Source organism: Tropicibacter alexandrii (assembly GCF_003667315.2).
GTDB lineage: Bacteria > Pseudomonadota > Alphaproteobacteria > Rhodobacterales > Rhodobacteraceae > Tropicibacter > Tropicibacter alexandrii.
In genome coordinates this window covers 179717-200297 of the sequence record NZ_RCTZ02000004.1, presented here as the reverse complement: position 1 = coordinate 200297, position 20581 = coordinate 179717, and the positions used below count along the sequence as shown (strand labels likewise).

The following is a 20581-nucleotide window of genomic DNA, read 5'->3' as shown; positions in this document are numbered from 1 at the left end:
ATGCCTGATTACAGCCAATCCGCCGGTGAAAAGCAAGGCGCGCAAGCGGGCTTTTCCCTGCTCGAACTGATGGTCGTCGTGGTGATCATGTCGATCCTCGCGCTGGTCATCGTGCCGCGCGTCATCGACCGCCCGGACCAAGCCCGCATCGCCCGCGTGCAGTCCGACATCTCTGTGCTGACCAGCGCGGTCGAGCTGTATCGGCTCGACAACCTGCGCTATCCGACGACGGAACAGGGGCTTGCCGCCCTCGTCGATCAGCCGACCGCCCCGCCCGTGCCCGCGAACTGGGCGACGAACGGCTATATCGACCGCCTGCCCAAGGACCCTTGGGGGAACGATTACCAGTATCTCGAACCGGGCGTGCATGGCGTATTCGACATATTCACCCTCGGGGCGGATGGTCAGGAAGGCGGCAGCGGCGCGGATGCCGATCTGGGCTCTTGGGACAACTAGGCCGACCAGCGTTCGGACATCCAGCCCACGCCCTGCGCGGGCCCACCACCGGCGATCGCGGCTTTTCCCTGATCGAGTTGATGATCGTGGTCGCGCTGATTTCGATCCTTTCGGTGGGCGCAACCCTGTCGGTGGGCCATCGCGACAGGCAGGCCAATTCCGACGTCGCGATCCTGCGCGACACTTTGGCAAACCTGCGCAGCGAGGCGGTCCTGTCGGGACGACAGGCGGTTCTGGCGCTGGGGCCCGACCGCTTGGCGCGCGCAGAGATCGGCCCGGACGGGCTGCAACTTGGCACACCGCAGCGCCTGCGCAGCACCCTCACCGTGACGTCCGGCACCGGCACCACGCGGGACGGCGACTGGACCCTGATCCACCTCTTGCCGGATCGCCGGTCCAGCAGCTTCGAACTGCTGCTCGACGGGCCGGGTGGGATGTGGCTGTGCCTCGCGGACGGCTGGCAGGACCTGACCTGCGAGGCCCAGTCATGAGCGCCGCGCGTCAGGATCGCGGCATCACCCTGATCGAGGTCATGGTGGCCGTGCTTGTCCTGTCGATCGGCACCGTCGCCGCCTACCGCGTCCTCAACACCGCGCGCGCCAGCGTTGCCACCGCGCCAGAGCGGCTGTTCGCCCATGAGGTCGCGCTGAACCGGATCGCCGAGTACCGGGCGCTGGGGCTGGATGCCGGGCGCAGGCTGCCCGATCAGGTCCGCTTTGCCGGGCGCGACTGGGACATCGAGGTCATCGAGGCCGAGACCTCCGTAGGCTATGTCGAACTGAGGGTGCTTGCGCGCGGGCCGGACGGCACCGGCTCGCTCTTGACCGGCTATCTCAGGCGCGCCGACCCGGAGGCAGAGCCATGACCCCGCCGTCCCGCGATGCGGGCCTGACCCTGCTGGAACTGACCGTGACCATGGCGGTCTTTGCCTTGATCGCGGTGATGGGGCTGCAGGCGCTCAGCGGATCGGTCCGGGTGCAAGAGGTGCTCGGGCGGCGCCATGCCGAAACTTGGGAGGCCGCCGAGGCGCTGGCGCTGCTCCGGCGCGACCTCGAACGGGTGACCGACCGGGCCTTTGTCCCGCCCCAGAAAGCGCCGGAACCGGCGGTGGTCTTCGGGGGCGACAGCCTGCACCTGTCCGTGGCGGGCATGCCAGTCCTGCCGGGCACGACCGAGACCGGAGAGATGCGCGTGGTCTGGCGCTTCGACGCCACGGAAGAGGTGCTTTATCGGCAGGCATGGCTGTCCCTGACACCGTTCAACACCCGCGCCCAAGGCCCCGAGGTCGCGATCTTGTCCGGAATCACGGAGCTGGTCGCGCGCGGACTGACGCCGGATGGCTGGTCGGATCGCTTCGGCTCTGCCGATGTGCCCGCGGCACGCCCGCGCGCCATCGAGGTGACGCTGACCACGGCGCGCCACGGCGATCTGCGTGTGATGGTGACACCATGAGCGATCGCGGCTTCGTCCTGTTGAATGCGCTGATACTGACGATGGCCATGGCGGGGGTCGCCGCCGGGCTTCTGGCATTGGCCGCAACGGGGACGGCGCGGCTGGGCACGCTGCGCGATGGCGATCAGGCCGGGCTGTACCTGTCGGCGGGCGAGATGCTGCTGGAACAGGTCCTCGAACGCGACTGGGAGGACTCGCCGGACAGCGACCATCTGGGCGAGCTTTGGGCAACCCAAGGCTACACGGTACCGATCGACCGTGGCAGCCTTGGCGGGCAGATCACCGATCTGCAAGGCCTGTTCAACGTCAACTGGCTGACCGATCCCGATGACAGCTTCACCCCGGCGGCCTTCCAACGCATGTTTCAGGATCTGGGCCTGCCGGTCGCCGTGGCCAGTGCGATCCGCGATCACGTCCGCGACGGCGGGCCGCCCAATCCCGTGGCCTACAGCAACCGCCCGCTGCCAATCGCGGCCACCGGCGGCGCGATCCGGCATCCGCTGGACCTGCGCGCGGTGCCGGGCATGGATGACGCGACCCTTGCGCGGCTGATGCCCTATGTCACCGCCCTTCCGCCCGACAGTCGGCTGAACGTCAACACCGCGCCCATACCTGTTCTGGCGGCGCTGATCCCGACCGCCGGTCGCCGGGGCGCCGAAGCCTTCGTGCGGGACAGGGATGGCAACGCTTTCACCAGCCGTGGGGATTTCGCCGCACGCGCTGCCCGGCTTCTGCCCGACGCGGCGCTGGAGGGTTTCGGGGCCAGCCGGTTCGCCGTATCGTCAGAGTGGTTTTCGGCCACGCTGTCGGCGCGGGTGGGCGACCATGTACGAGAGCGCTTGATCTATCTGCACCGCTCTGCCCAATCTGGGTCCGTGACCCAGAAACTGCGCCTCGACCTGCCGTGAAACACCGGACCTCTTCCAAATCCCAGACCCTGCCGGTCTGGTCGCTGTCGGATCCGCAGGATCCGCCAAGGGGGCCGTATATCGCGAGCCTTCCGGGCGAGCGGGCACCGCTATACCGGCTCGACCTGCCCGAAAGCCTGCGCGAGACCGCCCGCCAGCAGGTCGCCCGGTCCGAGCTGGAAAGCGTCCTTCAACGCGGCATCGAGGGTTTGGAGTTTCGCGTCGGCCAGCTTGCCGGGCAAGGAGCGGCGGTCGTCGTCGATCACGCCCTCGCCGTCGATGCCCGGACGCGCCTGAACGGGCGCCATCCGCCAAGGGCACTGCTGCCCGACTATCTCACCCTGCCGGCCCTGCCCGATGCATGGGTCATCCATGTCGAGGACGGCCGCGTCATCGCAAGGCTCGGGCCCAAGGACGGCTTTGCCGCACCGCTTCCGGCGGCCTTGTTGCAGTTGGGCACCGCCCTGCGTGGCAATGACCTGCCGACCCGCGTGCATGTGGCGGGCCCGGTTCCGCCGGGGCTTTCTGCGCTGCTGACGGCGCATGACCTGACGCCGTCGACCGAGCCGGTCGACCCTTGGGCCCCCGGCCCCGACGAGCTGGCCTTCAACCTGCTGCGCGACCCGGCAGCGGACCTGCGCGAGATGCGGCAGGTGGTGCGGCGCTGGCGGGTGCCGATGGTGGCCATGTTCGCGGGGCTGGCAGCCTTGGCCGCCGCCTTGTGGATCGAAACTGGGGCCTTGCGCGAACAGGCGCAAACCATCCGCGCCGCCTCGGTTCAGGTCGCCCGCGCGGCCTTCATTCCCAATGGCCCGATCCTCGACCTGCGCCAACAGGTCGGTCGGGTGATCGCCGCACGCCAAGAGGCCTCCGCCCGGACGGAAAGGACCGGCGCAGTGGATCTCGTCTTTTTCGCGTCCGAGGTGCTGACCAATCGCGCGGTCCCGGTTTCGCAGCTTCAGGTGACCCGCCGCGGGGCGGTGCGGCTGGACGTGTCCCTGCCGGATTTCGCGGCGCTCGAAAGCCTTGTGGCCGAGTTGAATGGGCCAGCCGCCCGCGCCCGGGTCGTCACCTCGGCGGTCAATCCGCAAAGCGGTGTGACGGCGGAACTCGAATTGACCGGGGTGCAGTAGATGCGCGGAGTTTCGGAAATCCTTGTCACTCTCAGCCCCCGCGAACGGCGATTGGTGGGTGCGCTTCTGGCGCTGGCGCTGCCCTTTGGCGCGGTCATGCTGCTGCTCGCCCCACAGTTGGAGGAACGCCGCGCCGCCGAACGCGATCTGGCCGCCGCGCGGGACCTGCATCGCTGGGTGCAGGATCAGGCGCGCGCCTACCCGCCGCTGCCACAGGTCGAGGCCCCGCGAACCGAGGCAGTCGGTCTGGCCGGTCTGGAACAAAGCCTTGTCACCGCCGGGCTGCGCGCGCAGGTGACCGGCCTGTCGGGCCGCAGCGGCGGCGGCATCGACCTGCGCTTTGATACGGTCCCCTTCGAAGAGGTGATGCGCTGGACCGCCACGCTGGAAACGCAGTTGGGCTATCGGCTGGCCAGCTTCGCCGTGCAGGCGCTCGACACCCCCGGTCAGGTCGCGGCCTCGCTGATTCTGGAGCCCGCGTGATGAAGTTTCTGCTTGGCATCCTTGGGCTACTTCTGGGCGTGGCCGTGGCGATCATCGGCTTTGGCCGGATCGACCATCTGCGGCAGGTGGCGCCAAGCCAGCTTCCGGCTTGGACAGACACCGTGTCAGGCGCCTCCGGCCTGCTGGCCGGTCGGGCGCAGGTGGCGACCCCATTTGCCCCGCTCGACCTCGACTGGCGGCTCGACGGCCTGTCTGCCGCCGGGCCCGACTGGCAGGCCAGCCTGACCGGGACCGGTGTCGCGATGACCGGCAAGGTCAGCGCCCACGCGCCCTTCGACACCGTTGTGCTGTCGCAAGGCCGCGGCATCGTCGATCTTGCGCTGGTCAGCGCCGACATGCCCTTGTCGATCCCGGCGGGCGTGCTGCGCTTTGACCGGCTCGACGCGCAATACCGCTTGTCCGATCAGCGCCTTGTCCAGCTTGTCGGCGAAGGCCGTATCCAAGGCCTGTCCTTTGGCGGCGATGCGCTGAGCGACGGCACCTTTCGGCTGAGGGCGGATGTCGGCGGCGGCTGGCGGCTGGAATTCGACATTCCGGACGGACCGGTCGCCGGGCTTGGCGGCACCGCCTCGGGCCGATTGGACCGGGTTCAGGCCACATTGGCGGCAACGCTGGTGCCTGGTCCCCAAATGCCGCCGGACTGGTCGGACGCGCTGCTGTATTGGGGTGACAAGACCGAGGACGGCAACTGGCGGCTGCGCCTTTCGGTGCCCTAATCGGTCAGTTGCCGCCGGATCGCAGGATCGACAGGCGGCGAGCCATCGCCCCGCCCCGGTCGAGATCCGGGTAGTTTTCGATCATGTCGCTTAGCGCGGCTTCTGCAGCGGCGAAATCTGCGGGGTTGCCCTTGGCCTTGGCCATCTCGTGCCGCGCCGTGCCATGAACGGCCAGCGCCAGCCCCCGCAGCGGCCCCTGCGCCCCGCGCATGACAGAGGCCGACACCTCCGCCGCTTCCGCGTAGTCACCGCCCCGCAGCAACGCATGCGCCAATTCGAGGTCGAGCCGTGCGGCAAGGTCGCTGTCGGCGAATTCAGAGCTCAGGCCACGATACTTGCGCGCGGCGGCGTTGAAATTCCCGTCTTCGAGATCCTCGCGCGCGGCGAAGTAACGTTCCTGGAACGTCGTGCCAAAACCCGCGCTCAGGGATTTTCCCGCGAAGGGGCCCGTGTCGTCACAGGCCGAAATCACCAAAAGCGCCATCGCTACGGGCAGAACATGCAGCTTCACTGCCGGACCCTCACATAATTTGCTAATGACTTATTTCAGTAGTTTCCTTACCGTAACAGAAGCCGCCAAGGCCGTCATCAGGGACGTGGGCAAAGGCGCGGGACCGTGCCCTGATAACCACGAAATCACCCGTCGAACCGGCTCGGGCAAGGTGATTTGGCAGGCGGTCGCGATACGGGCGAGGCAAGGCACAAAGGCAGGCAGGCGCGGTGATCCGCACGGACCATATCCTCAATTTCTTCGGCATGGCCTCGGTCGGCCTAGGCGCTGTTGCGCTGGCCTTGGTGCTGACCCTGCGGCCCAACACGGGCGCACAGCAGGCGGCCATCGACATGGCCCCCACAGAAGCCGCCGCGCAGGCCGCGCCTGACCGGGTCTGGCCAGCGCTCTTCGGTGTGCCCCCCGCCGCCCCGGTCGCCGAAGCCCCGCCCAAAGCCGTGCCCGCCGCCAATTACACACTCAAGGGGTTGGTTGCCGCCGAACAGAATGGCTGGGCCATCGTGACCGGCCCCGAGGGCGACCAGATCGTCGAGCATGGCACCCTCCTGCCCGATGGCTTCACCGTCGAAAGCATCACCCCGCAAGGCGTCGAGATCGTGCGCGACAACAAGCGGCTCGTCATCGGCTTTGCGGACCCGGATGCCAGCGCCCCGCCGGTCGCCACCGGACAGCTCGCGGTTTCGGCCCAGCTGAACCCGGTGCAGCTGTCGCTTCGACAACTGCGCGAGGACGGCTTTCAACGCACGCTTGGTCTGGCCGGGGGAACGCAGATCGTCGATCGCGGCAACGGGCTGTTCGCACAGGAAATCATCTGGGTGCGCAAAGGCCGGTTCTACGATCAACTCGGGTTGCAAAAGGGCGACATTGTGTTGACACTGAACGAAATTCCCGCGGGCGATATGGACGCGCTGTCCAAAGCCACGCCACAACTATTGCGTGAACGTAGCTTTGATGTCGAAATTTTGCGCGCTGGCGCACGCATGTCACTTGAGGTTATTGTCGATGAGAATCTTTAGAACACCGGTGCTTGCGGCCTTGATCTGGCTCGCGCTGTGCCTGCCCGGTGCGGCGCAGATCCGGCTGGACCTGCGCGATGCGAACCTGCGGGACTTCGTCGCCATCGTCGCCGACAGCACCGGACGCAACTTCATCCTCGATCCGCGCGTGCAGGGCACGGTCACCGTGCTGGCCCCGTCCGACGTGTCCCGCGCCGCCTTGTACGAAATCTTCCTCAACGTGCTGGAACTGAACCGCTTGACCATCGTCGAGGGCGTCGAGGCCGACCGCATCGTGCCGATGGATGTCGCCCGCGAACTGGCCCCCGGCCCGGATGTGATCGGCGGCGGCTACCAGACGCGGGTGATCCCCGTGAACAATGTCCCCGTCGCCGAGGTCGAAGAGGTCGTGCGCCGTCTGATCGCCCCCGAAGCGGTGCTGACCGCCGTTCCCGATGCCGGGATTCTGATCCTGTCGGACCGGCTCGAAAGCTATCGCCGCATCGTCGACATCGTCCAGCGTCTGGACCAGCCCCGCAACGAGATCGTCGAGACCATGCGCCTGAACAACGCGCAGGCCGCCGATCTGGTGGCCGTGGTGGAATCGCTCGACATCATGCCCGAGGGCGCCAGCGTGTCGGCTGACAGCCGGGTCAACGCGCTGATCGTGTCCGGCGGACCCGAGTTTCGGTCGCGCGTGCGGCGGCTGATCAACGAATTGGACACACCGCAGCGGTCGACCTCGACCGTAGTGGTGCGGCTGAACTACGCCGATGCGCAGGAACTGGAACCGGTGATCCAGAAATCCTTCAGCAGTGCCGCCGCCGCCGGGGGCGAAGGCGCGCAAACCCTGAATGGCATCACCGTGGTTGCGGAGCCGCAGCAAAACGCGCTGATCATCACCGGCCCCGCCGAGCGCATCCAAACCGTGGCCGCGTCGATCCGCTCGCTGGATCGCAAGCCGTCGCAGGTGTTGATCGAGGCGGTGATCTTTGAACTCTCGGTCGAGAATTTCTCGGACCTGTCGGTGCAATTCGGCGCGCTCTTGAACGACGCGCTGGTCGGCGGGGTCGAGTTCTCGCTGGACGGTCGCCCGACCCTGACGGGTCTGGTGGGCTCGATCCTCGCCAACCGGGTCACCTCACCGGGATCCGGCGGAACCATCGCTGGGCGCGCGGGCGATTCGTCGCGCGGCATTGCCGGGTTCCTGTCGGCGCTGGCCAGCCAGTCCAGCACCCGGCTGCTGTCCACACCGTCGATTCTGACCCTGAACAACGAGGCGGCGCGCATCGTCGTCGCGCAGAACGTCCCCTTTGTCACGGGCAGTTTCGCACAGGTCGGCGACAGCGCGATTCCCAACGAACCCTTCCAGACGATCCAGCGGCAGGATGTGGGCCTGACGCTGGAAGTCACCCCGCAGATCACCTTTGACGACAATGTCCGGATGAAGATTGAACAGGAAGTGTCGAACCTCACCAACGCCGCCTCTGCCGCCGGGGGCGAGATCACCTCGAAACGCACGCTGTCCACCAACGCGCTGGTGCGCGACAACCACGTCATCATCCTTGGCGGTCTGGTCGAGGATGGCTCGGGCGCGGTGTCGCAGCGGGTGCCGGGCCTGTCCCGCGCGCCGGTCATCGGCGGGCTGTTCCGGGGGCGCAATGTCTCGTCCAACCAACGGGTTTTGCTGATCATGATGCGGCCCCGCATCATCAACAGCGACCACGAAGCGGCCCGCTATACGAGGCAGATCGCCCGCGAGGCGCGCGCCGTGACCGAACGCATCGCACCGCGCGACGACGGCACCTTCCCGCGCATTCCCGATGGCCGCCTGCCCTTTGACGGGGCCGACCTGAACCAACCGTTCGAGGCCAGCACCTCGGATGCGCTGGTGATCGAACGGTTGATGCCCGCGCTGCCCAAACGGCTGGAATTCGCCCGGTAGGGTGGGCGCCCCTTCGCCAAGATTTTCATTGCAACACGCTGCATTTCCTCGTCTGATTTTGACATGTTGACCGACCGCCTGCCCTTTACCTTTGCCCGGGATCAAAAGGTCCTGCTGGCGGAGGGTGCCTTGATCGCCGGTCCCGGTGCGACGCTGGCCGGCCTGCGCGAGGCGCTGCGCCACGCGGGCCCCGAGGCCGCGCTGACCGAATTGGACGAGGACGCCTTTCAGACCGAATTGATGCGCCACTACCAAGGTCAGGCCACCGGGATCGAGGAAGAGGACAGCGACAGCTTCGTTCTGGATGACAGTTCGAGGGAACCCCCGCCGCAGGACCTGCTGGATGGCGGCGACGAGGCGCCGGTCATCCGGCTCGTCAACCACTTCCTGCGTCGCGCGGTCGAGGATCACGCCTCGGACATCCATGTCGAACCGCATGAAAGCGGGCTGCGCACGCGCATCCGCGTCGATGGCTTCCTGCAAACGATCTATGACCGCCCCGCCGCCCCCGCCAAGCGGGTGATTTCACGGCTCAAGGTCATGGCGGGCATGGATATCGCCGAAACCCGCCTGCCGCAGGATGGCCACATCGCCCTGCGCTATGGCGGGCGGTCCATCGATATCCGGGTCTCGACGCTGGCCGGGAACTATGGCGAACGGGTGGTGATGCGGGTTCTCGACAAGACCGCCGGGCTGCGCCCGCTGGGCGATCTGGGCCTGCGCGCCCCGCAGGTCGCCACGCTCGAAGCGCTGTCCGCCGCGCCGAACGGCATCGTTCTGGCCACCGGCCCGACCGGCTCGGGCAAGACCACGACGCTGTATTCGCTGCTGAAACTCGCCAACAAGGCCGAGCGCAACATCCTGACGGTCGAGGACCCGATCGAATATGACCTGCCCGGCATCAACCAAAGCCAGATCCACGCGGAAATCGGCCTGACCTTTGCGGCAGGCTTGCGCGCGGCGCTGCGGCAGGACCCGGACATCATTCTGGTAGGCGAGATTCGCGACAAGGAAACCGCCACCACCGCCGCCCAAGCCGCGCTGACCGGGCATCTGGTGTTTTCGTCGCTGCACGCCAATTCCTCGGTCGCGGCGATCATCCGCCTGCGCGATCTGGGGCTGGACGACTACCTGATCGCCTCGACCGTCCGGGCGATCATCGCGCAACGCCTGCTGCGCAGGCTCTGTCCCGCCTGCAAAACCCCGCGCGCGCTGAACGCCGCCGAAACCGCCGCCTTCGACAGCATCGGCCTGCCGCATCCCGCGCAGATCTTTGACCCGGTCGGCTGCCCCGCCTGCCACGGCGTCGGCCATGCCGGGCGGATCGGCATCTACGAGATCGTGACGATCACCGAAGCCCTGAAACAGGTCATCGACGAGGGTGCCTCGGAACAGGCGATCAAGGCGCTGGCACTGGCGCCCAGCGAAACCCTGTTCGGCGAGGCGCTGGCCTTTGTCGCCACCGGCGCCACCGATTTCACAGAGGTGACCCGCGTCGTGGGCAGCACGCCATGACCGCCTTCCGCTATGTCGCCTACACCCCCGAGGGCAAACGGCGCAAAGGCACGCTGGCCGCCGACAGCCGGGGGCAGGCCGCGCAACTGCTCAAGGCCAAGGGCCTGTTCGCCGCCGAAATCGAAGCCCGCGCCGAGCGGGCGACGCCGGGCCGGGGCCGCAAGCGGCTGGCCGGGTTCCGGCGCGGGCGCGGGCTGACCACCGATGAACGGGCGATCTTTACCCGGCAATTGGCGGTTCTGATCTCTGCCGATCTGGCGGTGGACATGGCGCTGGACACTGTCGGCGCGTCTGGCGGCTCGCAGCGGCTGGAATCCGTCGCCGTCAGCACCCGCGCCGCCCTGCACGAGGGCGAAACGCTGGCCGATGCGCTGGCCATGGCCGATCCGGGCTTTCCCCCTTACTACATCGCCGCCATCGCCGCGGGCGAGACCTCGGGCGAGCTGCCCCGCGTGGTCGAGGAACTGGCGAACCATCTCGAAACCATGGGCGCGGACCAGTCCAAGATCGCCACGGCGCTGATCTACCCGGCCTTCGTCGCTGCCGTCTCGGTGCTGGTCTGCGGCATCCTCGTGACCAATGTGGCACCGGAAATCGTCACCATGTTCGAGGCGACGGGCCAACCCTTGCCCGCGATCACCACAACCCTGCTGGCCGCGGTCGACTGGCTTGAACGCTGGTGGCTGGCCTGTCTGATCGGGCTGCTGGGCGGCACGGTCCTGTTTCTGGCCGCCCTGCGGGTTCCGGCGTTTCGCGACCGCTGGCACGCGCTCTTGCTGCGCCTGCCCATCGTCGGGCGGCTGATGCGGCTGTCGGCGGCGCAACAATACCTGCAAACGCTCGCCTTGGTGATATCCAGCCGCCAGACGGCGCTGGATGCGGTGGGCAGCGCGACCCGCGTGCTCAGCGTCTCGCGTTTTGTCGCGCAATCGCAGCGCGCCACGACGGACATAACACGGGGCGAAAGCCTGTCCGGCGGGCTGGCGCATCTGGAATTCATCCCGCCGGTCTGCCGCCAACTGATCAGCGCGGGCGAACAATCCGCCAAGGTCGGCAAGATGACCGAGCGCGCGGCGCGGCTGGTCGAAAGCTGGCTGGAAAACGACCGCAAGCGCATCGCAGCCCTGCTCGACCCGCTGCTGATGATGGTCGTGGGGGCCTTCGTGCTGGTGGTGGTGCTGGCCATACTGCTGCCGATCTTCGACATGCAGTCGATGGTAAGCTGACAGGCGGCCTCAGCCGGTGCGGACGGGCGGCGCACCCTCGATCCGCAAGCCGTGCCGACGCAGGAAGTCGCAGAGATCGCCAAAGCTCATGGGTTGGGCGATGTGAAACCCTTGCAGCCGGTCACAGCCCAGCTCGGCCAGCAGGCGCGCCTGTTCCGGCGTCTCGATCCCTTCGGCGGTGACGCCGATGCCCATCGCATTGCCGATCTCGACGATCGAGCGCAGCAGACGCAGCGCGCCGGGGTTTCCGGCGATGGGCGCGACCAGACGGCGGTCGATCTTCATCCGGTCGGGGCCGATACGCTGAAGCGCCACGACCGAGGCACGCCCGCTGCCGAAATCATCCACCTCGATGGATAGGCCCATGTCGCGCAACCGGTCGAGCTGGAACAGGAAACTGTCGCTCTCCTCCTCAAGAAAGATGGTCTCGAGCAGTTCGAAACTGACCGACCCGCCATAGGCCCCGGCATGGCGGCTGATCTCGTCCACCTCTGCGTCGAGGATGCGCTTGGCGCTGACGTTGAAGGACAGCGAGGGCGGGTCCGGCCTGTGCCCGAACGCGGTCTGGCACTCCGCGATCGCGGTTTCAAAGACCATCCGGTCGATATCGGCGACCACGTCCAGATCGGTCGCCACCTTCAGGAACCCGGCCGGGGGTACGACCCCGCGCTTTGGGTGGAGCCAGCGCACCAGCGCCTCGAGCGCGACGACCTTGCCGGTGCGAGCATCGACCTGCGGCTGGTAGAAGGGCACGAATTCCCCCGCCTCCACCCCGCGCATGATGTCATCGGCCAGCGCCACCGTGCGCCGCACCTCGTCAAGATCGGAGCGGTCGAAGATGCCGATCTGCCCACGCCCCGCCCGCTTGGCCTTGTACAGGGCGACGTCGGAATTGGTGAGCAGGTCGCCCGTATCCGCCAAGGGCGTGCGGGCCAACCCGATCGAGGCACCAAACCGGCATGCCCGCCCGTCGAAGAAAGAGGGGCGGGACAGGTCGCGGATCAGGGCCTGCGCCAGGTGTTCGGGGCGCGTGCTGTCCGCGTCGACATGCAGGACGATGATGAATTCATCGCCGCCGATCCGGGCGACCACCTCGTCCTCGCGGACATTCGCGCGGATGCGCTCGGCGGTGTCCATCAGAACCTTGTCGCCTGCCGCATGGCCAATCGTGTCATTGATCTGCTTGAACCGGTCGAGATCGATATGCAGCGCCGCCAACTCGCCCCCTTGCAGGGCACGGCGCTGCACCAGAAGGTCGAACTTTTCCGACAGGTAGCGCCGGTTGCCCAGCCCGGTCAGTTCGTCATGCAGGGCCTTGAACAGGATCTTCTGGTTGGCGGCCTCCAGCCGGGCGGCATATTGTTCCAGCGCCCGGCGCTGGCGCACCACCTCGGTGGTGTTGAGCCGGATCACCACGGTATCGCCGTTTGGCGCGCGCGTGCGCAGAACGCGGTGATGGATGTCACCGGGCAGTTCGATATCCGAGAACGGCTTGGTGATCTCGTCCAGCGAGGTCACCATCCGCAACCAGTCCTCCTCGCGCCCCTCGGCCTCGGGAAAGCGGTCGTTGCGCAGGCCGATCCGCATCACCGTCCCGACATCCATGCCCACCGACAACTCGTTCGGGTCATCGGTCACGGAATTGGCAAAGGCGTCGTTCCACAGCACCAGCCGCGCCCGGGAATCGTAGATGGTGAACGGTTCCGGATAGGCGTTCAGCGCCGCGAGAATGCGATCCTGCATCGCAGCGGCCTGCCTGCGCTGGCGCACCAGTTCCGTTGCATCGAGGCGGATGATGACCATATCGCCGTTCTCGACATAGCTGCGCAGCACGCGGTGGTGGATGTCCCCGGCGAATTCCAGATCCTCGACCTTTTGCCGGTTCGAGGCGCGCGACAGGACCCGTTCGATATAGGTGTCCGGATCGCTGCCATCGGTTTCCATCCGACCGCTGCGGATCGCCTGCCGCAGGACATCGCGGATATGCATGCCCTCGTGGATCAAGGCCGGGTCGTCGGACATCGAATGCCGGTAGGCGGAATTGCAGATCACCAGCCGCATGTCCTTGTCGTAGATGACGAAGGGATCGGGATACGCGTTCATCGCCGCAAACAGCCGCGTCTGGATGGAGTCGCGTTCACGGTCCATCCGGGCCTGCCGGGCCAGCGCACGGTCGCGTTCCGCAAGGGCCGCGCGTTTCGACAGCTTCCCCGTGTCGAGGTCCGAGATGTAGCGAAAGCTGGCACCGTAGAACCAGCCGCCCGTTTCCGGATCATCCACCATGAAGACCGAGACGCTGCCCCAGAACTTGTCCCCATCGGCCCGCAGGAACCCGGCCTCGACGGCGAACCCGGTTTCGCCCCGCCCGAAACGCGGGCCCACGGCGGCAACGAAGTCCGACCAGCTTTCAGCGTCATGCAGCAGATCGACCCCGCGATCGATCACCTGCGCGGCGGCATGGCCGAACAGGGCGGTAAACGAGGCGTTGACATGGACAAAGCGCGCGATGTCCTCATCGGGGCCGCGATAGGCGACCGCGATGGCGTCGTTGGTGAACGACAGGTAATCGCGCAATATGGTCGTCAGACGCATGAACTTTCCCGGCCTGTGTCGGGCGAAAGCTAGGCTGACCTGGTTAGTATTCCTTGAAAACATTCGAACATGTCGATGTCTTCTTCGCGGCTTTTTCGACAAATTCGACGGGCCAGGCGGGATGCGCAAGTTTCCATTGATTTAGATTGTTCATTCGGCAACAATCTCGGCAAGGAGTCGCGGAGGATCGACTCCATGGGAGGACTACTATGAAGAAGACAACCGTCGCGCTTGGCGCGATCCTTGCCGTCATGGGCCCGCTGTCCGCCAGCGCCCAAGAAGTCACGCTGCGCCTATCACATTGGGTGCCGCCGACCATCTCGCCCGCCACCAAGGGCATCAACCCATGGGCGGAATCGGTGATGGAGGCGTCCGAAGGCCGCATCGCCATCCAGATCTTCCCGGCACAGCAGCTGGGCCGCGCCCCCGATCACTATGACATGGCCGTGCAGGGCATTGTCGATCTGTCCTATGTGAACCCCGGCTACACCGCTGGCCGCTTCCCGATCTATGGCCTGACCGAAGTCCCCTTCATGGCCGATGACAGCGTCGGCGCCGCGCAGGCGATCCACGAATGGTACATGGCTTATGGCGCCGAAGCGGAAATGAGCGACGTCAAGCTGTGCTTCGTCCATCCGCACGGCCCCGGCGCCATGCACAGCCAAGAAGACATCCTGAACCCCGGCGACGTGGCTGGCAAGAACGTCCGCCCGGCCCATGCCACCATGGCGCGCTTCATCTCGCTGCTGGGTGGCGGCCCGGTGCAGGTGCCCGCCCCCGAGGTTCGTGAGGCGCTGTCGAAAGGCACCGCCGAGGCGGTGACCTTCCCGTGGGGCGCGATGTATGACTTCAAGCTGACGGACGAAGTGCAGGTCCATCTCGACATGCCGTTCTACCTGTCGAGCCAGGTTATGGTCATGAACAAGACCAGCTACGAGAACCTGTCCGACGCCAACAAGGCCGTTATCGACGATCATTGCACCCCGGAATGGTCCAAGACCGTCGCCGCCGGTTGGCTGGAGGATGACATGGCCGCGCGCGACCAGTTGATGGCCGATGAAAGCCAGCGCTTCAACACGCCCAGCGAGGCCGACGTGGCCGCTTGGCGCGAAGCCGCAGCCCCGCTGATCGACGAGTGGAAGGAAACCGTGGCCGCCAAGGGCGGGGACGCGGACGCGATCCTTGCCGCCTTTGAGGCCGCGCTGGAAAAGTTCGACGCCAAGTATTGATCCCTTTGGATTGACACGCAAAAGCGCGCGGGGTTTCCTCGCGCGCTTCTTTCGGAGAAGCCCATGTCCAGAGAGTCCTCCCGCCGCGCCATCCGCAGCGTGATCACCGTGATCGAACGGATCGCAGGCATCGTGCTGGGTCTGGTGACCCTGCTGATCGTCGCGTCCGCCATTGGCCGCTACGGCTTTGCCCGGCCCCTGCCCGACGCGTTCGACCTGTCGCGGCTGATCCTCGGCGTTGCGATTGCCTGGGGGCTGGCCTCGGTCGCGTGGCATGGCACCCATATCAAGGTCGACCTCTTGGCGCAGGCCGTCCACCCCACCGCGCGGCGCTGGATCAACGCCATTGGCTGGGCGGTCCTGCTGGGATTCACCGTGCTGCTGACTTGGAAGGTCGGGCAGCGGACGCTGGCCGCCATGAGCGGCGGCGACACCACCATGGACCTGCGCCTGCCGCATTGGCCGTTCTTCGTCGCGATCTGGCTGGGCATCCTTGCATCGCTGTTCGCCTGCGCGGCGCGGCTGTGGCGGATCATCCGCTACGGCACCGATCTAGGCGAGTTCGACGGCATCGACGAGCAGCTTTTGAAGGACCAGAAGAAATGAACAACGAGTTGCTCGCAATCGGCGGCTTCGTCGTCCTGTTCGCCTTGATGGCGGTGCGCGTGCCGATCGGCGTCGCGATGGGGCTGGTCGGCGTGGGCGGCTTTGCAGGCGTGGTGGGCTGGGGTCCGGCGCTGAACCTGCTGTCGCAATCGCCCATCGCCTCGATCACCGATTTCAACCTGACGCTGATCCCGTTCTTTGTCCTGATGGGTGTGCTGGCCACCAATTCCGGCATGTCGTCGGAACTGTTCCGCGCCGGGCGCGCGTGGCTGGGCGGCTTCAAGGGGGGTCTGGGTCTTGCCTCGGTCGGGGCCTGCGGTGGCTTTGCGGCAATCTGCGGCTCCTCCGTCGCCACTGCCGCGACGATGACGAAAATCGCCTATCCCGAGATGAAGCAGGCGGGCTATTCCGACGCCGCCGCCACCGGGATCATCGCCGCAGGCGGCACCGTCGGCATCCTGATCCCGCCCTCGGTCGTGCTGGCAATCTACGGATTCATGACCGAGACCGATATCGGCACGCTGTTCATCGCGGGCATCGTGCCCGGTATCCTCGCCGTGCTGATGTATATGCTGACCGTGCGCGTCTGGTACGGTCGCCAACTGCCCGCCGCTGAACCCTTCAGCCTGCGCGAAGGCCTCGCCGCGCTGCGCGGGGTCTGGGCTGTCGGCCTGCTGTTCATCGCGGTGATCCTGTCGATCTATTTCGGCGTCGTCACCGCGACCGAGGCCGCCGCCATGGGCGCGCTCATCACCGCGATCATCGGCCTTGTCCGCCGTCGCCTGACCATGACCAGCCTCGTGGACTCGCTGGTCGAGGCGCTGCGCACCTCGGTCAGCATCTATGTCGTCCTGATCGGCGCGACCCTGTTCGGCTACTTCCTTGCCGTGACGCAGGTTCCGCAAGACATGACCGCGTTCCTGACCGACTTGGGCGCGGGCCGCTATGGCACGCTGGTCCTGATCCTGCTGCTGTTCCTTGTCATGGGCTGTTTTCTGGATGCGATGGCGATGATCATCCTGATGATCCCCATCGTCTTTCCGGTGATCGTGGAACTGGGCTTTGACCCGGTCTGGTTCGGCATCATCATCGTGATGACCGTGGAACTGGGCCTGATCACGCCGCCGGTGGGGATGAACGTCTATGTCATCAATTCCATCGCGCAGCGCGTGTCGCTGGTGACGATCTTCCGCGGCGTCCTGCCGTTCGTGACGGTGGACGTGCTGCGGCTGATCCTGCTGATCGCCTTCCCGACCATCGTGATGTTCCTGCCCAACAGCATGAACTGACGATGATCCGGGCCTTGGCCGATATCGAGAGACAGGAGGCGGCGGGCTTTGCCGCCACCTACCCCCATCTTTCGCCGTGGGAGATCCTGTCGGCTCAGGCCGAAGCCCGGCCCGATGCCGTGGCGATCCGCTATCTGGGTGAGCGCGAAGAAACCGTCACCTATGCCGACCTCTGCGCCCGCATTCAGGGAGCCGCCCGGCTGTTTCGGTCGCACGGCGTCGTGCCGGGCCGGTCCGTTGCGCTGCTGACGCAGCACACCGTGTCGGGGCAGGTCGCGCTTTGGGGCGCACAGGTGGCCGGGGCCGCCTGCCCGATCAACCCGATGCTCAAGCCCGACCACATCGCCGCGCTGATCCGCGCCTCGGATGCCGCTGCCATTGTGGTGATGGGGGTGAATGCCGAACTGGACTATTGGTCTAGCTTGGTGCCTGCGCTCAGGGCCGAGGGCATCGACCTGCCGATCTTTGCCTGTGACGCCGACGGTGACAGCCCCGGCGCGGATGGGCGGTTTGAGGACCTGCTGACCGATGGCGACCCGATCACGCCCGAGGGCGGCCCCGAGACGCTGGCCGCCTATTACCACACCGGCGGCACCACCGGCGCGCCCAAACTGGTGCGTCACTTGCGCCGGAATGAGGCCCATGTCGCCCGCTCCTGCGCCGTGATGCATGATTTCTCGCCCGAGACGGTGATGGTCAACGGCTTCCCGCTGTTCCACGTGGCAGGCGCCTTCGTCTTTGGCCTGTCGGTGCTCAGCGCCGGTGGCACGCTGGTCGTGCCGGGGCGGCTGGGGATGCGCAACGCCGGGTTCATGAGGGATATCTGGCGGCAGGTCGAAGGTCTCGGCGTGACCTGCATCGGCGCGGTGCCAACCGTGCTGGCGGCGCTGAAAAGCACACCGGTCGATGCCAAGATCGACAGCCTGCGCTGGTTGCTTACGGGTGGCTCGCCCCTGCCGACGGAACTCGCCGACGCGGTCGAGGCGCATACCGGCAAGCCCGTGCGCAACATCCTCGGCATGACGGAAAGCGCCGGGTGCATGGCGGTCGAGCCAGTGCATGGCCCGCGTATGCCGCTGTCCTGCGGGCTGCGCCTTCCGTTCACGGAAATCGCGATCCTTGGTGAGACAGAGGGCGAGGCCGACCCCGCGAAACCCCGTCCCACCGGCGAAACCGGCATCATCGCCGCGCGTGGCCCGAACATCGCGGATGGGTATTCCGACCCCGCGCGCAATGCAGGCACGTTTCTGCAGGGCGGCTGGCTGGTCTCTGGCGATCTCGGACGGTTGGACGCCGAAGGCCGCCTGTTCATCACCGGTCGCAAGAAGGACGTCATCATCCGGGGCGCTCACAATATCGACCCCCAGATGATCGAGGACGCCCTGCTGGCGCATCCCCGGATCATCGACGCCGCCGCCGTAGGAATGCCCGACGCCTATGCGGGCGAGTTGCCGGTGGCCTTCGTCACCACCCGCGACGGCTGGACCCTCGACGAGGGCGCGTTGATCGCGTGGCTGCGCCCGCGCATCGAAGACCCGGTGGCCCTGCCCAAACGCATCGGCCTGCTCGACGCGATGCCGCTGACCCCGATCGGCAAGATCTTCAAGCCGACCTTGCGCGTGCAGGCGACCCGCTGGGCGGTCGAGGCCGTGGCCGATACGCTGGGCATTGCAGTGCAGATCGACGTGGACCAAGACCTGACCACCACCGTGCAAGCCCCCGCCGACGCCCTGCCCAAGCTGCGTGACGCCCTGACCGGGATGCCCGTCACCTTGCGCTTTGACAGCCTATGACACCGTGACGATGCTCAATCCCTCTTCGGCGGTGGGCCAAACGAAATGCGCCGAAAAACGGTGAAACTGCGCCTCGGTCACGGCAAAGGGATGGTCGCCACGCGCGTTCCGCGCCTTCAGCCGCTTCAGACAGACGGCGTCAGGCACGTCCAGCACATGGACCAGATGCGCGGCACCGGCCGTATCGGCCACCTCGCGCAGCCACGCGCGCTGGTCGACCGTGTTGGCCGGAAAATCCATCACCACGGTCAAACCCGACCGAAGCAGGTCGGTAACATGCAGTCCGATCACGGTACGAAGTTGCCCGGAAAAGCGGACATAGTCTTGACCGGTCTGCATTTGATCCCCGAACAATGCGGCCAGCCAGCGATCCTCGGCGATCAGGATGGCATCGTCTGGCGCGGACAGCGTGGCGGCGAGGGTGGATTTTCCCGCAGCGATCTTACCGCACAACATGTGCAGCATAGGTTTGGAAGACATTAGATTTTCCCTTGGGTTCGTGCCGTTCAGCACGCTGAAAACAGAAAAAAGCTTTCCCGGCCCGGCGGTTCAGGCCGGGTTGGTAATTCGCGCGCCGTGCCGCGCTTGATCTGTTGGAACCCCAAGTTTCATGTGTTTCAAATGGCACGAAACCACCCAAAAGGAAAGGGCGCCGCACGAAGCGACGCCCTCAAAGTCTGCCGGTAAAAGGAGGATTACTCGGACAGGACGAACGGCGCGGTGTAGTTCGCGACGTTTTCCGGGGTGATCAGCAGGCAGTCGAACAGCTGCTTTTCCTCGGCAACCATCGGCGAGCCGTTCTTGATGTAGTGATCGGCCTGACGCACGGCCTCTTCCGAGAAGATCGCGACCGGCTGCAGCACGGTATAGGCCATCTCGCCCGCTTTCACGGCTTCGACCGCATCGGGCGAGCCGTCGAAACCGCCGACGATGGTGCCTTCGAGCTTGCCGGCCTCTTTCAGCGCGGCAATCGCACCCAGCGCCATTTCATCGTTGCCCGAGATCACGGCGTCGATTTCCGGGTTCGCCTGAATGATCGACTGCATCTTGTTGTAGCCTTGGGTGCGGTCCCAGTTGGCGACTTCCTGCGCGACCTTTTCCAGATCGGGGTACTGGCTCAGCACGGTGTTGTAGCCGTTCGAGCGGGTGGCGGCGTTGTTGTCCGCCGGGTTGCCGAAGAATTCGACATATTTGGCGCTGTCACCCACCGCTTCCTGCCATGCGATCGCACCCAGAGCCGCGCCTTGGGCGTTGTTCGACACCAGCTGGCCGATGGCGATGCCTGCCTCGTTGATTTCCGCGTTCACGAGGAAGACGGGGATACCCGCCTCGGATGCCTTGCGGACCACGCCGACAGAGCCGTCTGCGTTTGCGGGGTCGAGGATGATCGCCTTGGCACCGTTGGTGATCGCCGCGTCGACGAGGTTGGATTCGGTGTTGGTGTCGCCCTTGTGCGCGGCGACGGTGGCCTCATAGCCCAGTTCCTCGGCGGTGGCCTTGGCGACTTCGCCTTCGGTGAACCAGTAGGGGTTCGCCGGGTCGTTCACGATGATCGAGATCAGGCCCTCGGCCCAGGCCGAGCCCGCCATCAGCGGCAGGGTGGCGACGGCGGCCAGCAGGGTGCGCTTGGTCAGTTTCATCATTTCGGTAATCTCCCTTTGGGTGTTGGATGGCCTTGCAAGGCCGGGGTGCGCGGGGCTCCTCTCCCCTT

Annotated in this window: 20 protein-coding genes; 16 read left to right on the top strand and 4 right to left on the bottom strand. The window is 66.3% G+C overall.

Translation table 11 applies throughout. The annotated features are described in order from the left end of the window. Genes gspG through D8Z78_RS07180 form a run of 8 tightly spaced genes read left to right on the top strand, consistent with a single transcriptional unit; the run spans window position 1 to window position 5169 of the window. Window positions 1-456 (top strand): type II secretion system major pseudopilin GspG, encoded by a 456-nt coding sequence (gene gspG, locus D8Z78_RS07215; RefSeq protein ID WP_121629464.1) that lies wholly within the window; start codon window positions 1-3, stop codon window positions 454-456. After that, window positions 444-947 (top strand): prepilin-type N-terminal cleavage/methylation domain-containing protein, encoded by a 504-nt coding sequence (locus tag D8Z78_RS07210; RefSeq protein ID WP_164932906.1) that lies wholly within the window; start codon window positions 444-446, stop codon window positions 945-947. Before gspG ends, D8Z78_RS07210 begins: the two co-directional genes overlap by 13 nt. Then, the gene (locus D8Z78_RS07205) at window positions 944-1321 is read left to right on the top strand and encodes a type IV pilus modification PilV family protein (RefSeq protein WP_121629462.1); all 378 of its coding nucleotides are present in this window, start codon (window positions 944-946) and stop codon (window positions 1319-1321) included. Before D8Z78_RS07210 ends, D8Z78_RS07205 begins: the two co-directional genes overlap by 4 nt. Further along, entirely contained in the window at window positions 1318-1908 is a 591-nt protein-coding gene (locus tag D8Z78_RS07200; RefSeq protein WP_121629461.1) for a type II secretion system protein GspJ, read from the top strand. Before D8Z78_RS07205 ends, D8Z78_RS07200 begins: the two co-directional genes overlap by 4 nt. After that, on the top strand, window positions 1905-2816 hold the full coding sequence (gene gspK, locus D8Z78_RS07195; protein WP_121629460.1) for a type II secretion system minor pseudopilin GspK: 912 nt from the start codon (window positions 1905-1907) through the stop codon (window positions 2814-2816). The genes D8Z78_RS07200 and gspK overlap by 4 nt, the downstream gene beginning before the upstream one ends. Continuing rightward, entirely contained in the window at window positions 2813-3949 is a 1137-nt protein-coding gene (gene gspL / locus D8Z78_RS07190) for a type II secretion system protein GspL (RefSeq protein WP_121629459.1), read from the top strand. The genes gspK and gspL overlap by 4 nt, the downstream gene beginning before the upstream one ends. Then, a complete protein-coding gene (gspM, locus tag D8Z78_RS07185) occupies window positions 3950-4432 on the top strand; it encodes a type II secretion system protein GspM (RefSeq protein WP_121629458.1) in 483 nt (160 codons plus the stop codon). It abuts the gene before it with no gap. Further along, on the top strand, window positions 4432-5169 hold the full coding sequence (locus D8Z78_RS07180) for a hypothetical protein (RefSeq protein WP_121629457.1): 738 nt from the start codon (window positions 4432-4434) through the stop codon (window positions 5167-5169). The genes gspM and D8Z78_RS07180 overlap by 1 nt, the downstream gene beginning before the upstream one ends. A 4-nt stretch (window positions 5170-5173) precedes the next feature. Here the strand turns inward: D8Z78_RS07180 and D8Z78_RS07175 are convergent, their stop codons facing one another. Continuing rightward, a complete protein-coding gene (locus D8Z78_RS07175) occupies window positions 5174-5680 on the bottom strand; it encodes a tetratricopeptide repeat protein (protein ID WP_128910742.1) in 507 nt (168 codons plus the stop codon). Between the two features lie 209 nt (window positions 5681-5889). Between D8Z78_RS07175 and D8Z78_RS07170 the strand changes: the two genes are divergently transcribed. From D8Z78_RS07170 to D8Z78_RS07155, 4 genes are all read left to right on the top strand, one after another. Further along, window positions 5890-6696 carry a hypothetical protein gene (locus D8Z78_RS07170; RefSeq protein WP_121629455.1) on the top strand — a complete coding sequence of 269 codons (807 nt, stop codon included), beginning with the start codon at window positions 5890-5892 and terminating at the stop codon, window positions 6694-6696. Further along, entirely contained in the window at window positions 6683-8620 is a 1938-nt protein-coding gene (gene gspD / locus D8Z78_RS07165) for a type II secretion system secretin GspD (protein ID WP_121629454.1), read from the top strand. Before D8Z78_RS07170 ends, gspD begins: the two co-directional genes overlap by 14 nt. A gap of 63 nt (window positions 8621-8683) precedes the next feature. Continuing rightward, complete coding sequence (locus tag D8Z78_RS07160; RefSeq protein WP_121629453.1) at window positions 8684-10135, top strand: GspE/PulE family protein; 1452 nt, start codon at window positions 8684-8686, stop codon at window positions 10133-10135. Then, window positions 10132-11361 carry a type II secretion system F family protein gene (locus tag D8Z78_RS07155; RefSeq protein ID WP_121629452.1) on the top strand — a complete coding sequence of 410 codons (1230 nt, stop codon included), beginning with the start codon at window positions 10132-10134 and terminating at the stop codon, window positions 11359-11361. Before D8Z78_RS07160 ends, D8Z78_RS07155 begins: the two co-directional genes overlap by 4 nt. A gap of 9 nt (window positions 11362-11370) precedes the next feature. Here D8Z78_RS07155 and D8Z78_RS07150 read toward each other — a convergent pair whose 3' ends face one another. Continuing rightward, a complete protein-coding gene (locus D8Z78_RS07150; protein WP_121629451.1) occupies window positions 11371-13953 on the bottom strand; it encodes a sensor domain-containing protein in 2583 nt (860 codons plus the stop codon). A gap of 209 nt (window positions 13954-14162) precedes the next feature. Here D8Z78_RS07150 and D8Z78_RS07145 point away from each other — a divergent pair, with 209 nt between their 5' ends. From D8Z78_RS07145 to D8Z78_RS07130, 4 genes are all read left to right on the top strand, one after another. Beyond that, window positions 14163-15182, top strand: a complete 1020-nt coding sequence (locus D8Z78_RS07145) for a TRAP transporter substrate-binding protein (RefSeq protein WP_121629450.1) — start codon at window positions 14163-14165, stop codon at window positions 15180-15182. 63 nt (window positions 15183-15245) lie between these two features. Next, a complete protein-coding gene (locus tag D8Z78_RS07140) occupies window positions 15246-15788 on the top strand; it encodes a TRAP transporter small permease (RefSeq protein WP_121629449.1) in 543 nt (180 codons plus the stop codon). Beyond that, on the top strand, window positions 15785-17077 hold the full coding sequence (locus tag D8Z78_RS07135) for a TRAP transporter large permease (protein ID WP_121629448.1): 1293 nt from the start codon (window positions 15785-15787) through the stop codon (window positions 17075-17077). The genes D8Z78_RS07140 and D8Z78_RS07135 overlap by 4 nt, the downstream gene beginning before the upstream one ends. Before the next feature lie 2 nt (window positions 17078-17079). Continuing rightward, window positions 17080-18870 (top strand): AMP-binding protein, encoded by a 1791-nt coding sequence (locus tag D8Z78_RS07130; RefSeq protein WP_121629447.1) that lies wholly within the window; start codon window positions 17080-17082, stop codon window positions 18868-18870. On the opposite strand, the gene D8Z78_RS07125 is transcribed toward D8Z78_RS07130, so the two are convergent. Together D8Z78_RS07125 and D8Z78_RS07120 are read right to left on the bottom strand one after the other, a co-directional pair. Then, window positions 18865-19350: a P-loop nucleotide/nucleoside kinase family protein gene (locus tag D8Z78_RS07125; protein WP_240672033.1), complete on the bottom strand. Its 486-nt coding sequence runs from the start codon at window positions 19348-19350 to the stop codon at window positions 18865-18867. The two genes, D8Z78_RS07130 and D8Z78_RS07125, sit on opposite strands and share 6 nt — an antisense overlap. A 215-nt stretch (window positions 19351-19565) precedes the next feature. Then, on the bottom strand, window positions 19566-20513 hold the full coding sequence (locus tag D8Z78_RS07120; protein WP_121629446.1) for a D-ribose ABC transporter substrate-binding protein: 948 nt from the start codon (window positions 20511-20513) through the stop codon (window positions 19566-19568). Window positions 20514-20581 lie beyond the last annotated feature (68 nt).

Excerpts from the sequence above, each read along its gene's own strand:
- gspG (WP_121629464.1), top strand. The coding sequence starts at position 1 with ATGCCTGATTACAGCCAATCCGCCGGTGAAAAGCAAGGCGCGCAAGCG.
- D8Z78_RS07205 (WP_121629462.1), top strand. The coding sequence starts at position 944 with ATGAGCGCCGCGCGTCAGGATCGCGGCATCACCCTGATCGAGGTCATG.
- D8Z78_RS07200 (WP_121629461.1), top strand. The coding sequence starts at position 1,318 with ATGACCCCGCCGTCCCGCGATGCGGGCCTGACCCTGCTGGAACTGACC.
- gspK (WP_121629460.1), top strand. The coding sequence starts at position 1,905 with ATGAGCGATCGCGGCTTCGTCCTGTTGAATGCGCTGATACTGACGATG.
- gspM (WP_121629458.1), top strand. The coding sequence starts at position 3,950 with ATGCGCGGAGTTTCGGAAATCCTTGTCACTCTCAGCCCCCGCGAACGG.
- D8Z78_RS07180 (WP_121629457.1), top strand. The coding sequence starts at position 4,432 with ATGAAGTTTCTGCTTGGCATCCTTGGGCTACTTCTGGGCGTGGCCGTG.
- gspD (WP_121629454.1), top strand. The coding sequence starts at position 6,683 with ATGAGAATCTTTAGAACACCGGTGCTTGCGGCCTTGATCTGGCTCGCG.
- D8Z78_RS07160 (WP_121629453.1), top strand. The coding sequence starts at position 8,684 with ATGTTGACCGACCGCCTGCCCTTTACCTTTGCCCGGGATCAAAAGGTC.
- D8Z78_RS07155 (WP_121629452.1), top strand. The coding sequence starts at position 10,132 with ATGACCGCCTTCCGCTATGTCGCCTACACCCCCGAGGGCAAACGGCGC.
- D8Z78_RS07150 (WP_121629451.1), bottom strand. The coding sequence starts at position 13,953 with ATGCGTCTGACGACCATATTGCGCGATTACCTGTCGTTCACCAACGAC.
- D8Z78_RS07145 (WP_121629450.1), top strand. The coding sequence starts at position 14,163 with ATGAAGAAGACAACCGTCGCGCTTGGCGCGATCCTTGCCGTCATGGGC.
- D8Z78_RS07140 (WP_121629449.1), top strand. The coding sequence starts at position 15,246 with ATGTCCAGAGAGTCCTCCCGCCGCGCCATCCGCAGCGTGATCACCGTG.
- D8Z78_RS07135 (WP_121629448.1), top strand. The coding sequence starts at position 15,785 with ATGAACAACGAGTTGCTCGCAATCGGCGGCTTCGTCGTCCTGTTCGCC.
- D8Z78_RS07130 (WP_121629447.1), top strand. The coding sequence starts at position 17,080 with ATGATCCGGGCCTTGGCCGATATCGAGAGACAGGAGGCGGCGGGCTTT.
- D8Z78_RS07125 (WP_240672033.1), bottom strand. The coding sequence starts at position 19,350 with ATGTCTTCCAAACCTATGCTGCACATGTTGTGCGGTAAGATCGCTGCG.
- D8Z78_RS07120 (WP_121629446.1), bottom strand. The coding sequence starts at position 20,513 with ATGATGAAACTGACCAAGCGCACCCTGCTGGCCGCCGTCGCCACCCTG.